General features: G+C 72.4%; 11 protein-coding genes and 1 pseudogene. 4 read left to right on the forward strand and 8 right to left on the reverse strand.

The window, feature by feature from the left end:
• Positions 1 to 17: 17 nt before the first annotated feature.
• From ABH925_RS12405 to ABH925_RS12435, 7 genes and pseudogenes are all read right to left on the reverse strand, one after another.
• Positions 18 to 224, reverse strand: a complete 207-nt coding sequence (locus tag ABH925_RS12405; protein ID WP_370147486.1) for a hypothetical protein — start codon at positions 222 to 224, stop codon at positions 18 to 20.
• Between the two features lie 153 nt (positions 225 to 377).
• Positions 378 to 1340, reverse strand: a complete 963-nt coding sequence (locus ABH925_RS12410; RefSeq protein WP_370147487.1) for an alpha/beta fold hydrolase — start codon at positions 1338 to 1340, stop codon at positions 378 to 380.
• A 102-nt stretch (positions 1341 to 1442) separates the two neighbouring features.
• A complete protein-coding gene (locus tag ABH925_RS12415) occupies positions 1443 to 1895 on the reverse strand; it encodes a phage holin family protein (protein WP_370147488.1) in 453 nt (150 codons plus the stop codon).
• A 114-nt stretch (positions 1896 to 2009) separates the two neighbouring features.
• A complete protein-coding gene (gene nhaA, locus ABH925_RS12420; protein WP_370147489.1) occupies positions 2010 to 3284 on the reverse strand; it encodes a Na+/H+ antiporter NhaA in 1275 nt (424 codons plus the stop codon).
• Positions 3285 to 3457: 173 nt separating this feature from the next.
• Positions 3458 to 5407, reverse strand: a complete 1950-nt coding sequence (gene acs, locus ABH925_RS12425) for an acetate--CoA ligase (RefSeq protein WP_370147490.1) — start codon at positions 5405 to 5407, stop codon at positions 3458 to 3460.
• A gap of 177 nt (positions 5408 to 5584) precedes the next feature.
• Positions 5585 to 6217: pseudogene (locus ABH925_RS12430) on the reverse strand (carbonic anhydrase); the annotation flags it as partial.
• 147 nt (positions 6218 to 6364) lie between these two features.
• Positions 6365 to 7354 carry an ATP-binding protein gene (locus ABH925_RS12435; RefSeq protein WP_370147491.1) on the reverse strand — a complete coding sequence of 330 codons (990 nt, stop codon included), beginning with the start codon at positions 7352 to 7354 and terminating at the stop codon, positions 6365 to 6367.
• Between the two features lie 284 nt (positions 7355 to 7638).
• On the opposite strand from ABH925_RS12435, the gene ABH925_RS12440 reads away from it, so the two are divergent.
• On the forward strand, positions 7639 to 8619 hold the full coding sequence (locus ABH925_RS12440) for an oxidoreductase (protein WP_370147492.1): 981 nt from the start codon (positions 7639 to 7641) through the stop codon (positions 8617 to 8619).
• A 378-nt stretch (positions 8620 to 8997) separates the two neighbouring features.
• On the opposite strand, the gene ABH925_RS12445 is transcribed toward ABH925_RS12440, so the two are convergent.
• A complete protein-coding gene (locus ABH925_RS12445; RefSeq protein ID WP_370147493.1) occupies positions 8998 to 9849 on the reverse strand; it encodes an HAD family hydrolase in 852 nt (283 codons plus the stop codon).
• Positions 9850 to 10485: 636 nt separating this feature from the next.
• Between ABH925_RS12445 and ssd the strand changes: the two genes are divergently transcribed.
• From ssd to ABH925_RS12460, 3 genes are read left to right on the forward strand one after another with little or no spacing between them, the layout of a single operon-like run.
• A complete protein-coding gene (gene ssd / locus ABH925_RS12450; protein WP_370147494.1) occupies positions 10486 to 11649 on the forward strand; it encodes a septum site-determining protein Ssd in 1164 nt (387 codons plus the stop codon).
• On the forward strand, positions 11646 to 12923 hold the full coding sequence (locus tag ABH925_RS12455; protein ID WP_370147495.1) for a TadA family conjugal transfer-associated ATPase: 1278 nt from the start codon (positions 11646 to 11648) through the stop codon (positions 12921 to 12923). Before ssd ends, ABH925_RS12455 begins: the two co-directional genes overlap by 4 nt.
• Complete coding sequence (locus ABH925_RS12460) at positions 12920 to 13876, forward strand: type II secretion system F family protein (RefSeq protein ID WP_370147496.1); 957 nt, start codon at positions 12920 to 12922, stop codon at positions 13874 to 13876. The genes ABH925_RS12455 and ABH925_RS12460 overlap by 4 nt, the downstream gene beginning before the upstream one ends.
• Positions 13877 to 13904: the final 28 nt, after the last annotated feature.

Raw genomic sequence — 13904 nt, forward strand, 5'->3', positions numbered from 1 at the left:
CCCGCTCGGGGAGGACGTCAGCGCTGGCGCAGCCGCGAGGTCATCCAGCGCGCGCGGCGGGTCAGGATGTGCGGGATCCCGGCATGCGAGAGCAGCGTCGCGCTGCCCGCGGAGCCTTCGGGGGCGGCCCCGGTGGGGCCGCCGAGCGGGATCGCGGCCGCTGTCTGCTGAGGCGAGCGGCGACGGGATCGTGGCGCGTGGGCGCGGTCGTGCATCCAGCTCATAGCTAGAGCACTGCCCGCCCGCACGGCACGGTAATCCCTCGCCGACCCTCCGTTTGGCCCAGGCAAGATCCTGGTTGTTCAGACCATTGGTGTCGGCCCAACCATCCGGTCCAACGGTGTCAGTCCGTAGGTGTGGCAGTACGGTTGACGCCCTCAGCGGTCGGGTTCGGGATCCCGCAGCCAGTCGACGAGCTCGCGGGAGAAGCCGTCCGGGTCCTCCTCCTGCGGGAAGTGCCCGATGCCGTCCAGCAGCCGCCACCGGTACGGGGCCTCCACGTACTCGCCGGAGCCGGCCGCCGTACGAGCCAGCAGCACCGGGTCGGCGGCGCCGTGCAGGTGCAGCGTGGGCACCTTCACGGCCCGCCGCATCCGGCGCGAGTACTGCAGGCCGTCGGGGCGGCCCATGGAGCGCATCAGCCACCGGTACGGCTCGATGGAGCAGTGCCGGGTGTTGGACAGCAGCATCGCCTGGCGGTAGGTCAGCAGGGTCTTCTCGTCCGGACGGTGTCCGGGCGCGGTCCAGTCGATGAGGAAGTCCGCGATGATCCTGGCGTCGTCGGCGACGAGCTGACGCTCCGGCACCCAGGGCCGCTGGAAGCCGAGCAGGTGCTCCGCCGCGCCGATCTGCCGGCGGTCGCTCAGCAGCGCGCGGCGCAGCCGGCGCGGGTGGGCGCTGGACACCACGGCCAGCCGGCGCACCAGCGTGGGGCGCATCACCGCCGCCGTCCAGGCCAGGAAGCCGCCCCAGTCGTGCCCGACCAGGGCCGCGTCGGAGGCGCCCAGCGAGCGGATCACACCGGTCAGGTCCAGCGCCATGTTGGCAGGGTCGTAGCCGCGGGGCGTCCGGTCGCTGCCGCCGACACCGCGCAGGTCCACCGCGACGGCCCGGAAGCCCGCCTCGGCGAGCGCGGTGAGCTGGTGCCGCCAGGTCCACCAGAACTGCGGCCAGCCGTGCACCAGCAGCACCAGCGGGCCGTCGCCGGCCTCGGCGATGTGGAAGCGGCCGCCGTTGGCGGCGACGTCGCGGTGGGTCCACGGTCCTTCGATCCGGGGATCGAAGGTGTAGGAGGAGTCGGTGGAGGGGTGGGACCCACCGGGGGTGTGGTCAGACGACATGAGGAGAGCCTGTCACAGTCTCACCCGGCCCGGCCCCGACCGTTCGCGGGTCGGCCCCGGCGCGTCCGGCTCCTCGCAGGCCGCGCCCTCGCAGGCCGGGTGTCAGCGGGTCAGCGCCCTGTGGTCCTCGGTGGGCACGGCGGGGTGCGGCTTCGCGCCCTTCAGCACGTCCACGGTGGCCTTGGTCGAGGCGATGGTCCGGTCGGGCGGTGACACCTTCTTGAACGCGCGGACGGCCAGCAGCGCGGCCAGCGCGGCGATCAGCACGAACGCGCCGGCGACGATCAGGAACGACCAGGCCAGGCCGAGCCCGGTGGCGTGGATGCCGTAGGCCGCCGCGAAGCTGAACATGGGGATGGCGGCGAGCCCGATCACCCCGGCGATCACCCCGGCCACGCTGCCGGTGAAACCCCGCTTCACATCCTTCTTGATCTCCTGCTTGGCGAGCGCGATCTCGTCGTGCACCAGCGCGGACAGGTCGGCGGTGGCAGCGGCGAAGAGCTGACCCACCGTGCGGTCGGCTCCAGCGGGCTCGAACCTGTGCGCAGCTGACATCGGGGCGTCTCCTCCGGTGGGTCCGGTCACGGCGTTCTGTCGTGTCGTCATGTCACTGTCTCAGATCATGCCTCGTGGCGCCGCGACCGCACCACTCGGCGCCCCGTTCACCGCTCAGGCACCGACACCCGCGGCCTGCGCGCTCTCGGCGTCCTCCTCGTCGCAGAGCTGCCGGTACCTGCGGTTGCGCAGCCGCAGCAGCACCGCGGCCAGCACCGCGCAGACCATCGAGCCGATCAGCACCGCGGCCTTGGCCCGGTCGACCAGCGCGGGATCGCCGGCGAAGGCCAGGTCCGAGATCAGCAGCGAGACGGTGAAGCCGATCCCGGCCAGCACCGCGACCCCGAACAGGTCGCCCCACGCCAGTTCGGGGTTGAGCTCGGCCCGGGTGAACCGTGCCGCGACCAAGGCCCCGCCGAAGACGCCGACGGTCTTGCCGACCAGCAGCCCCAGCACCACCCCGAGCGGCGCGGCCTCGGTGAACACCTGCCGGATCGCCTCCGGGCTGATCGACACCCCGGCCGCGAACAGCGCGAACACGGGCACGCAGAAGCCGGCCGAGAAGGGGCGTACCTGGTGCTCGATGTGCTCGGCGGGGGAGTGGCTCTCGCCGGGATCCCTGGTGCAGCGCAGCATCAGGCCCATCGCGACGCCGGCCACCGTGGGGTGGATCCCGCTCTCGTGCATCAGCGCCCAGATCACCAGGGCCAGCGGCAGGTAGAGGTACCAGCCGCGCACCCGCAGCCGCTGCAGCGCGTAGAAGACCACCAGTCCGAGGACGGACAGGCCCAGGGCCCAGAGTTTGATGCCGTGGCTGTAGAAGATCGCGATGATCAGGATCGCGATCAGGTCGTCGACGACGGCCAGGGTCAGCAGGAAGGCCCGCAGCGCGGACGGCAGGTGCGAACCCACGACGGCGAGCACGCCCAGGGCGAAGGCGATGTCGGTGGCGGTGGGGATGGCCCAGCCGTGCGTGCTGCCGCCGCTCCCGCTGTTGACGACGAAGTAGACCGCGGCGGGCAGCACCACCCCGCACAGCGCGGCCACCACCGGCAGCGCCGCGGCCCTGGGGTCGCGCAGTTCCCCGGCCACAAGCTCCCGCTTGAGCTCGATCCCGGCGACGAAGAAGAAGACGGCGAGCAGCCCGTCGTTCGCCCAGGTGCTGAGGCTGAGGTTCAGGTGCAGCGGCCCGTGCGGGCCGACGGTCTGGTCGATCGCGCTCTGGTAGGCGGCTGGCCAGACGTTCGCCCAGACGAGTGCGACCACGGCCGCGGCCAGCAGCAGGATCCCGCCCACGGTCTCCGCGCGCAGCGCGTCCGCGAGGAAGGCCCGTTCGGGGAGCGGCAGCCGTCCCAGGAACTGGCGGCGGGGCGTGGGGCTCTCACTCACGCGGGGGGGCTCCTCCGGACGTCCGTCTGACTGATCGTTTGCACCCTTTGTCAGATGGTATCCAGATTCCACGCCACAGGGACGCGGGGAGCCGCCGGCCGGACCTCCGTGGAGGTGTCCGGTCAGCGGCTCCCCGCGCCCTGATCCGCAACCACGTCGCGACTACTCCGTGGCTACTCTCCGGCCGGGAGCTGGCTCTGGATCACGTCCATGACCGAGGAGTCGGCGAGGGTCGTGGTGTCACCGACCTCGCGGCCCTCCGCGATGTCGCGGAGCAGCCGGCGCATGATCTTGCCGGAGCGGGTCTTCGGCAGCTCGCTGACGATCTTGATCATCTTCGGCTTGGCGATCGGCCCCAGCACCTTGGCCACGTGGTTGCGCAGTTCGCCGACCAGCTCGTCGCTGTCGTGGGCGGTGCCGCGCAGGATCACGAAGGCCGCGATGGCCTGGCCGGTGGTGGCGTCGGTGGCGCCGACCACGGCGGCCTCGGCCACCTTGGGGTGCGAGACCAGGGCGGACTCGACCTCGGTGGTGGAGATGTTGTGGCCGGACACCAGCATCACGTCGTCGACCCGGCCCAGCAGCCACAGGTCGCCGTCGTCGTCCTTCTTGGCGCCGTCACCGGCGAAGTACCTGCCCTCGAAGCGCGACCAGTAGGTGTCGATGTAGCGCTGGTCGTCGCCCCAGATGGTGCGCAGCATCGACGGCCACGGCTCGGTCAGCACCAGGTATCCGCCGCCGCCGTTGGGCACCTCGTGCGCCTCGTCGTCGACGACGGTGGCCGAGATGCCGGGCAGCGGGGTCTGCGCGGAGCCGGGCTTGGTGGCGGTGACGCCGGGCAGCGGGCTGATCATCATGGCGCCGGTCTCGGTCTGCCACCAGGTGTCCACGATCGGGGTCTTCCCGGCGCCGATGTGCTCGCGGTACCAGATCCACGCCTCGGGGTTGATCGGCTCACCGACGCTGCCCAGGATCCGCAGCGAGGACAGGTCGAACTTGGCCGGGATGTCGTCGCCCCACTTCATGAAGGTGCGGATAGCGGTGGGCGCGGTGTAGAGGAGGGTGACGCCGTACTTCTGGATGATCTCCCAGAAGCGGCCCTGGTGCGGGGTGTCCGGGGTGCCCTCGTACATGACCTGGGTGGCGCCGTTGGCGAGTGGCCCGTAGACGATGTAGGAGTGGCCGGTGACCCAGCCGATGTCCGCGGTGCACCAGTAGACGTCGGTCTCCGGCTTGAGGTCGAAGACGGCGTGGTGGGTGTACGCGGCCTGGGTGAGGTAGCCGCCGGTGGTGTGCAGGATCCCCTTGGGCTTACCCGTGGTCCCCGAGGTGTAGAGGATGAACAGCGGGTGCTCGGCGTTGTGCGGCTGCGGGGCGTGCTCGGTGGACTGACGGCCCGTGATCTCCTCCCACCACACGTCGCGGCCCTCGGTCCAGGCCGTCTCCTGGCCGGTGCGGCGCACGACGAGCACGTGCTCGACCGTCGGGCAGGAGAGCACCGCCTCGTCGATGGCGGGCTTCAGTGCGGTGGGCTTGCCGCGGCGGTAGCCGCCGTCCGCGGTGATGATCAGCTTGGCGTCCGCGTCCTGCACCCGGGAGGCCACGGCCTCGGCGGAGAAGCCGCCGAAGACCACCGAGTGCGCGGCACCGATCCGGGCGCAGGCCAGCATGGCCACCGCCGCCTCGGGGATCATCGGCATGTAGACGGCGACCCGGTCGCCCTTGACGACGCCCAGCTCGGTCAGCGCGTTCGCGGCCTGCGACACCTGGTCCTTGAGCTCGGCGTAGGTGATGGCGCGGCTGTCGCCGGGCTCGCCCTCGAAGTGGATGGCGACCCGGTCCCCGTGGCCGGCCTCGACATGGCGGTCGACGCAGTTGTAGGCGACGTTGATCTCGCCGTCGGCGAACCACTTGGCGAACGGCGGGTTGGACCAGTCGAGGGTCTCGGTGGGCTCGGTGGCCCAGCTCAGCCGGCGGGCCTGCTTCGCCCAGAACGCGAGCCGGTCCTCCTTCGCCTCGGCGTAGGCGGCTGCGGTGACATTGGCGGCGGCGGCGAGCTCAGCAGGCGGCGTGAACCGACGCTCTTCCTTGAGCAGGTTGGCCAGACTCTCATTGCTGCTCAACGCGCACTCCTCAATCAGGTGTTCGGCGGCGGGTGACCCGTTTTGCCCCGCTGCCCCAGATATGTCGTGACCTAGCTCACCAGGCTGGAGGCGCGCTGACAAGACTCCTTCGCGGAATTGGTGTAGACCTTTGGTCTTTTGCACCCCGATTCCCCTGCGGGCGAACATAGGTCCAGGTCAGGCGGCGTCCTCCAGGCATGGTCGAACGGGATCGAAGATACGCCCGTTCCGGGACAAGAGGTATGTCTGCGCGCTGGCGAAGTCGAAGTACAGCCCAACGAGTCGGAGTGCGCCGGCGTCCGTCGCGCGCCGCACCGAGGGGTGCCCGCGCAGGTTGTCGAGCTGCTGTACGACGTTGGTCAGGCAGAGCCGTTCCAGCGGGTCCGCCGAGGGCGCGGAACCGCGCAGTCGCGCCGGCGCGCTGCGGGCCCGCTGCAGCGAGTCCTGTCCGTGCCGGAGCCAGCGCGTCAGCGGGGTACGGGCCAGCCCGTCCCGCCGGTGCGCGCCGTGCAGCAGCGACTGCATCGCCCCGCAGCCGGAGTGCCCGCACACGGTGATCATCCGGACCTGCAGGATCTCCACGGCGTACTCGATGGCGGCGGCCACCGAGTCGTCCGGCAGGGCGACCAGGTTGCCGATGTTGCGGACGGTGAACAGGTCGCCGGGGCCGCTGCTGGTGATCACGTTGGGGACCAGCCGGGAGTCGGCGCAGGTGATGAAGAGCTGGGTGGGCGACTGGCCCTCGCGGGCCAGCCGGGCCAGTTCGGGTCGCAGTCCCGGTGCGGTGTGCCGCTGGAACTCGCGCACTCCGCCGAGAAAGCTGAAGGACGTGCCAGTGCTCTGCATGGGTCGCGTCTCCTCAAGGATAGGTAAATGAAGAGTAATGAATCCTTTACCTGGAGGAGGGATGGCAGGCGCAGGTTCACCCGCCCGGCCGATACCCGCACACGGGGGAGGTCAGACCGCGAGCGCCTCCTCGCGGACGCTCTCGCTCAGCACGAAGTCCGGGTCGATCTGGAGGGCCAGGTCGGTGCCGGCCTTGGCGTTGCCCCAGCTCTCCGCGTTGCGCAGATGGAAGCCGATCATCTGGCGGGTGTAGCGGTCCCAGTCGCGCAAGGGGTGGACGCCGTCCACGGCCTGGTGCATCAGCCGCAGCGCGGCGTCGTTGTCGGCCTCCAGGTCACCGAGGTGCGGTGCGCGGCCCTGCTCGGTGCGGCGGACCCACTCGGACTGGCCGAACACCGCCAGCAGGTCCTGGCCGACGGCCTCCTGCAGATAGGCGAGGTCGTCCGGCCCCTGCACCTTGTTGCCGACGACCCGCAGGGTGACGTCGAAGTCGGCCGCGTACTCCTTGTACTGGCGGTAGACCGAGACCGCCTTCCGGGTCGGCTCGGCGACCAGGAAGGTCATGTCGAAGCGGGTGAACAGGCCGGAGGCGAAGGAGTCCGAGCCGGCCGTCATGTCCACCACCACGTACTCCCGGGGGCCGTCCACCAGATGGTTCAGGCACAGCTCGACCGCGCCGACCTTGGAGTGGTAGCAGGCGACGCCCAGGTCCTCCTCGGTGAAGGTGCCGGTCACCATCAGCCGCAGCGGTGATCCGTCCACGGTGAACTCCCGTGCGCACGACGCGTAGACGGGGTTCTCCTCGACGACCCGCAGCAGCCGCGAGCCGCGCCCGGGCGGAGTCGTCTTGATCATCGACGCGGCGTCCTGGATCCGCGGGTTGCAGCCGCGCAGGTACTCCTTGATCTGCGGCAGGTTCGCGCCCATCGACGGCATCGCGGCCGCCTGCTCCTCCGTCAGGCCCAGTGCGGCGCCGAGGTGCTGGTTGATGTCGGCGTCCACCGCGAGCACCGGTAGTCCGGCGCCGGCGAGATGGCGGACGAACAGCGAGGAGAGGGTGGTCTTGCCGCTGCCGCCCTTGCCGACGAAGGCGATCTTCATGGGTGACTCCGGGAATGGTTCACGAGTGTGGTTCATGCGCGCGGTACTGCCGCATGGTGATTCCGGGGCGCCCGGTGATACCGGGGCGGGGTCGGGGCGCGAGTTCGACCCTACGCGAGTTCGAGCTTATTGGTAATCGTTATCGTCACCGGATAGTGGTCATGGTAGCGACTGACGGGTCATCGGTGATCGGCTTCCGGACTCTGTTGACCCTTTCGGGTGAGACTGCCGTCGATCCCGCCCCGCGGCGTGGCGCCCGCCTGGCATTACGTACGCTCGGTGCCGTGAGTACACCTTCCGCGGCACCCCAGTCCTCCGACCCGCTGGCGGCTCTGGCCGAGTTGCCGGGCGTCGCCGACGCCGTCGCCGACGCCCGGCGCGCCGTCGACCGGCTGTACGGGCACCGGATCATGCGGCGCCGCGCCGCCGAGGTCACCTCCGAGTCCGCGCTGCGCGGGGCCCGCGCCTCCGCCGCGCTCGACGGAGCCGACTGGCCGCTGGAGGAGGTGCGCAGGCGCACCGACTTCGGCACCGACCCGGAGGCCCGCATCATCGGCGGCGCGCTGCGCCTGAACGCCGAGGCCGGCCAACTGCTGGGCACCTGGCGGCACTCGCCGCTCCAGGTGCTGGCCCGTCTGCATCTGCTGGCCTCCGGCGACAGCGGTACCGAGAGCGCCGGCGGTGAGGGCAGCGGGCGCGGTGACGGTGGCGCGGGCAGCGCGGGACGGCCGAGGGCGGCGGGCGAGGCGGTGGCCGAGCGCTTCGGCGCGGTCCTGCCGGTGGCCGAGGAGGTCGGCGGGTTCGACGCCACCGGGGTGCCGTCGTTCGAACTGCCGCCCCCGCCCGGCGCCGACGAGGTGGCGGCCCGGCTGGACGGCCTGGCCCGCATGATCATCGCCAGGGGCGCGGGCGGCCCCGGCCGGAAGCACCCCAACGAGCGGGTCGCCCCGGCCCTGGTCGTGGCCGCCGTGGTGCACGGCGAACTGCTGACGCTGCAGCCCTTCACCGCCCACAACGGTCTGGTCGCGCGCGCCGCCCAGCGGATCGTGCTGATCGCCGAGGGCATGGACCCGCAGGCGATCTGCCCGATCGAGGTCGGCCTGGCCGAACTCGGCACCGACGCCTACCGCAACGCGCTGGGCGGCTACGCCTCCGGGACCGCGGAGGGCATGGCGGGGTGGATCGCCCACTGCGGCGGGGCGCTGCGCCTCGGCGTCCGGGAGAGCACCGCGGTGTGCGAGGCGATGCAGCGCGGGATGGTCTGAGTCCGGATCCACCGGAGCGCCCGGGAACGGTGCCCTGACATGAGTGCGGCGGCACCGCTGGGGTGCCGCCGCTGGCACAGATCCCAAGTGACCAGTGCATGCGCCATTCTTTGCCCATCCGGCTGGAACCATGTCCGTTGTCCGGGTGCGGCGGCCCGATCGCGGGTCGGCTGCATGTGGGTGCTCAGTCGCTGTGCTCGGTCCGTGGGGCCTGACACTCTGATGGATCCCGACTGCTGATCCATCCGGTCTCGCGGGCCGTCTTCTTCATTTGTAGCGCGGTTGGACCGTAAGCGGAACCCGGGGGGCGCTTTTCTTTACCTTGGGCCGCCTCGGCAGCGCCCGGGCGGGCGCCGGATTTCCAGCTGTCTGTGCAGGTCAGGTGGCCATTCCACGTCGTTTCGCGGCGTACCAGACGATTCCGGCCGCTGTGGCCGCCGCACCGACCGCGGCGGCGGCCAGCACCGGCCTGCTGCTCACCCGCAGCGCCGAACTCCGTTGTTTCAGCTGCACCGGGCGGTCGAACACCAGCACCGGCCACTCGCGGGACTGCGCCTCGCGCCGCAGCGCGCGGTCCGGGTTCACCGCGTACGGGTGGCCCACCGCCTCCAGCAGCGGCAGGTCGGTGACCGAGTCGCTGTAGGCGTAGCTCTGCTCCAGGTCGTAGCCCTCGCTCCGGGCCAGCTCGCGGATCGCGCTGGCCTTGTTCGCGGCGTAGGCGTAGAAGTCGATCTCGCCGGTGTAACAGCCGTCGGCCTCCGCCATCCGGGTGGCGATGACGTGGTCGGCGCCGAGCATGTCGCCGATGGGCTCCACGAGTTCGGATCCGGAGCTGCTGACGATGACCACGTCGCGGCCGGCCGCGTGGTGGTCCTCGATCAGCGACGCCGCCTCGTCGTAGATCAGCGGGTCGATCAGGTCGTGCAGGGTCTCGGCGACGATCTCCCGGACCAGTTGGACGTTCCAGCCACGGCAGAGCGAGGAGAGGTACTCGCGCATCTTCTCCATCTGATCGTGGTCGGCGCCTCCGGCCAGGAACACGAACTGCGCGTAGGCGCTCCGCAGCACCGCCCGACGGTTGATCAGACCGCCCCGGTAGAGCGGGCGGCTGAAGGCGAGCGCGCTGGACTTGGCGATGACGGTCTTGTCGAGGTCGAAGAACGCGGCCGTCCGGGGCGCCCTGGGGGCGTGCGGTGCGGGCGCGGGCAGGGGCTGGCGGTGGTCGTCCACGTGGTCGAGGATATGCGCCCACCATTCGGCCCAAGCCGCAGGCGCGTGGGTTTGCCTGAGAGGGGTGTCGGGTACACCATGGAAGTCACGGATCGTTCGCGACCGTGCTGCCCCGGTCTGGCTCCTCCCCCCCGAGTCGGACTGTGGAGGACGACCCCCGCTCTCCCCCCCGGCGGGGGTCGTCGCATGTCCGGGACCTGTCGCCACGGCCCGGGGCGCGATGCGGTGCCGGGGAGGCGCCTGCACCGTCTCCGCGTGACTTTGCTGCGGCTTTCCGTGTTCTGCCCGCGTGCTCCCGACGGGCCCCGTCAATCTGCGGGCCCGTGACCGCCTCTTCGAGTGATCGCTTTTTCCACAGCCCTTCCTTTGTCCACAGACCGCCGTCCATCGCACCTCACGCCTCCCGTGGCGCGGCAGGGTTTTCCGTGTAGCGCAGTCTCACCGCGGCACCCGGGCAGCACCTGAGCCGGGGCGCGGTCGTACGGGGAGGCAGTCATGACGGGGACGTCGTCCGTAGAGCCACCTGCTGGATGGGCCGGTCAGTCACCACAGGCACATCAGCCATACCTGACGCAGCAAGCACATCCAGCCCCACAGCCACAGCAGTCGGCACGGCCACAACCGCCACAACAGCCGGTGCAGGCACCGCAGTCGGCGCGGCCGGCGGTCGACCCGTGGGCGGAGGGCGCGGTCGGCGGCGGCTGGGCGGCCGGGACGGTGGGCTCGACCGGACCGACCGGGCTGGCCGGACCGCTGCTGGTCACCGAGGACGAGCAGCTGATCGAGACGCTGCTGCGGATCTGCGCCGCCGCCGGCGCCGACCCGTACGTGGTCTGCGGCGCGCCGCCGTTGCGCCAGGCGTGGGAGGCCGCCCCGCTGGTCGTGGTCGGCGACGACGTCGCGGACCGGATGGCCGGGCTGCCCCGCCGCCACAACGTGCTGCTGGTCGGCCGGGACCTGGACGACGTCGAGGTCTGGCGGCGCGGCGTGGTCCTCGGCGCCCGTCATGTGATCTTCCTGCCGGATGCCGAGTCCTGGCTGCTCGACCGGATCGCCGACGCGGCGGAGGGCGTCGGTACGCAGGCGCTGACCGTCGCGGTGGTCGGCGGCCGCGGCGGGGCCGGGGCTTCCACACTGGCCTGCGCGCTGGCGGTCACCGCCGCCCGCGAGGGCCGGCGCACCATGATCGTCGATGGTGATCCGCTCGGCGGCGGCCTTGACGTACTGCTGGGCGGCGAGACCGCGGCGGGTCTGCGCTGGCCCGATCTCGCCGGGGCGCGGGGCCGCGTGAACGCCGTGGAGCTGGAGCAGTCGCTGCCCCGGCTGCACTCCCTCGCAGCCCTGAGCTGGGACCGGGGCGACGCCCTGGCCATCCCGCCGGAGGCCATGCGTACGGTCCTGGGGGCCGCGCGGCGGCGGGGCGGCGTGGTCGTCCTCGACCTGCCGCGCCGGCTCGACGAGGCGGCGGGAGAGGCACTCGACCAGGCGGACCTGGGGTTGCTGGTGGTGCCCGCGGAACTGCGGGCGATGACGGCCTCCAGCCGGGTCGCCGCCGCGCTGCGGATGCGGCTGACGGACCTTCGGGCGGTGGTGCGCGGCCCCGCGCCGAGTGGGATGGCGGGCGAGGAGATCGCCCGCGGTCTGCGGCTGCCGCTGGCCGGCGAGCTCGCCGCCGAGCCGGGACTGACCGCCGACCTGGAACAGGGCCGACCGCCGGGCGCACGGCCCAGAGGGCCTCTCGGCCGCTTCTGTGCGGCGTTTCTGACGGAGGCACTGGGCGCGACCGGGCTCGCCGCATGAGCGCCGTCGGCGGGGCTCAGGGGCGGTCCGAGCGGGGCGGGGTGCGGGCCGCGTTGCTGGACGCGGTACGGCTGCGGCTGGCCGAAGCCGGGGCGGAGCCCAGCACCACCCGGGTCGCGGCCGCGCTGCGGGCCCAGGGCCGTCCGTACGGCGACGCCGAGGTCCTGGACATGGTGCGCCAGCTCCGGTCCGAGATGGTGGGCGCCGGGCCCCTGGACCCGCTGCTCGCCGATCCGTGCGTCACCGACGTCCTGGTGAACGGCCCGGCCGAGGTCTGGGTGGACCGGGGCACCGGTCTCGAACGGGTGCCCGATGTCCGCTTCCCGGACCGGCAGGCGGTACGGCGGCTGGCGCAGCGCCTGGCCACCGCGGCCGGCCGACGCCTCGACGACGCCCGGCCCTGGGCCGACGCCCGGCTCCCCGACGGCACCCGGCTGCATGCCGTGCTGCCGCCGGTCGCGGTGGGCTGCACCCACATCTCACTGCGGGTCAGCCGGCCCCGTCCGTTCACGCTCACCGAACTGGTCGGCGCCGGAACGCTCACCGAGCCGGGCGCGGTGCTGCTCCGGGCCATGGTCCGGGCGAGGATCTCGTACCTGGTCAGCGGCGGGACCGGATCCGGGAAGACGACGCTGCTCGCGGCCCTGCTCGGCCTGGTCGGCCCGACCGAACGGCTGGTCGTGGTGGAGGACTCGACCGAACTGCGCCCGGACCATCCCCATCTGGTGCGCCTGGAGGCTCGACCGCCCAACCAGGAGGGCGCGGGCAATGTCGACCTCCGGGACCTGGTCCGGCAGGCGCTGCGGATGCGACCCGACCGGCTGGTGGTCGGCGAGGTACGCGGCGGCGAAGTCCTGGACCTGCTGGCCGCGCTGAACACCGGTCACGAGGGTGGCTGTGGAACGGTCCACGCGAACACCGCGGCGGACGTCCCGGCCCGGCTGGAGGCGCTGGCCTCAGCCACGGGGCTGGGCCGCGACGCCCTGCACAGCCAGTTGGGCGCGGCGCTGGACGCGGTCGTCCACATGACCCGCGAGCGGGACGGGCGGCGCCGGGTCGCCGAGATCCGGATGCTGCGGCGGGGCTTGGACGGACTCGTCGCCGCCGAACCGGCGGTCCTGTTCACCCCGGAGGGCCGGATCCGGTACGGCAACGGCTGGGAGTGGCTGGTGCGACGCTGCGGCGTCGCCGCGACCGCCGTGGCCGGGATATCGCAGAGGCGGGCGGCCGGAACGGCGGCGTCCGCGGCGGTCGAGGGGGTGCACGGGACATGACGGCTGGCTACGAGGGAGGAACGACCATGGCGCTGCTGGAACTGCTGCGAATGCCCGAGCCGGTGTTGCGGGCTACGGTGACCGGGCTCGCACTCTGCCTGCTGGGCTGGGCCGCCTGGCGGCTTTCGGCGCGGGAGGTGACCCTGCGCCGCCGGAGCCGGCTCTTTCCCGGTGAGTCCCGGGATGCCGGCGGGGTGCCGACGGTACTGAGCCGGCTGCGGGCACGGCTGCCGGCAGGCACGCTGCCGCCGCCGGAACTGCTGCTGCTTCCGCTGGGGCTGCTGGCTGCCTGGCCGACCCGGTCCCCCCTGGTGGCGGCCGCGGCCGCGGGGGCGGTCGTCCCGGCGATACGGCTGCGCCGGAGGCGACGGGCGGCCGTTCTCCGCGAGCGGCGCCGGACCGCGGTGGTGGGCCTGTGTGCCGCGCTGGCAGGGGAGTTGCGCACCGGCGCGACCCCGCATCAGGCGGTCGAGATGGCGGCGGGGGAGTACCTCGCCACCGAGGGGGCCGCGGTCGCCGGGACGGCCCTGGACTGCACCGTCCTGCTGGCTGCCGCACGCTTCGGCGGGAGCCTCCCGGGAGCCTTCCGGGCACTGGCGGAACTGCCGGGGGCGGAGGGGGCAGCGGGCATCGCAGCTTGCTGGCAGGTGGCGTCGTCCAGCGGGGCGGGGCTTGCGGCGGGGCTCGACCGCGTCGCCGAGGGGCTGCGTGCCCAGCGGGCGCTGCAGGAGAACGTGCGGGCGGAACTGGCCGGGCCGCGCTCCACGGCGGCACTGCTGGCGGCACTGCCGCTGTTCGGACTGCTGCTCGGCGCGGCGCTCGGCGCGGATCCGCTGCGGATGCTGCTGCACACCCCGAGCGGTCTGGCCTGCCTGGGCCTCGGCGCCGCGCTGGAGTGGGGCGGCCTGAGCTGGACCTCCCGGATCGCCCGCAGGGCGGAGTCGGTCCGGTAGCGGCGCGGAAGTGCCTGAAGTGCCTGAA

Source organism: Streptacidiphilus sp. EB129 (assembly GCF_041262645.1).
GTDB lineage: Bacteria > Actinomycetota > Actinomycetes > Streptomycetales > Streptomycetaceae > Streptacidiphilus.

What these genes read in the sequence shown, in the direction of transcription:
- ABH925_RS12405 (WP_370147486.1), bottom strand. Translation starts at nt 224, where the DNA reads ATGAGCTGGATGCACGACCGCGCCCACGCGCCACGATCCCGTCGCCGC.
- ABH925_RS12410 (WP_370147487.1), bottom strand. Translation starts at nt 1,340, where the DNA reads ATGTCGTCTGACCACACCCCCGGTGGGTCCCACCCCTCCACCGACTCC.
- ABH925_RS12415 (WP_370147488.1), bottom strand. Translation starts at nt 1,895, where the DNA reads ATGTCAGCTGCGCACAGGTTCGAGCCCGCTGGAGCCGACCGCACGGTG.
- ABH925_RS12435 (WP_370147491.1), bottom strand. Translation starts at nt 7,354, where the DNA reads ATGAAGATCGCCTTCGTCGGCAAGGGCGGCAGCGGCAAGACCACCCTC.
- ABH925_RS12455 (WP_370147495.1), top strand. Translation starts at nt 11,646, where the DNA reads ATGAGCGCCGTCGGCGGGGCTCAGGGGCGGTCCGAGCGGGGCGGGGTG.
- ABH925_RS12460 (WP_370147496.1), top strand. Translation starts at nt 12,920, where the DNA reads ATGACGGCTGGCTACGAGGGAGGAACGACCATGGCGCTGCTGGAACTG.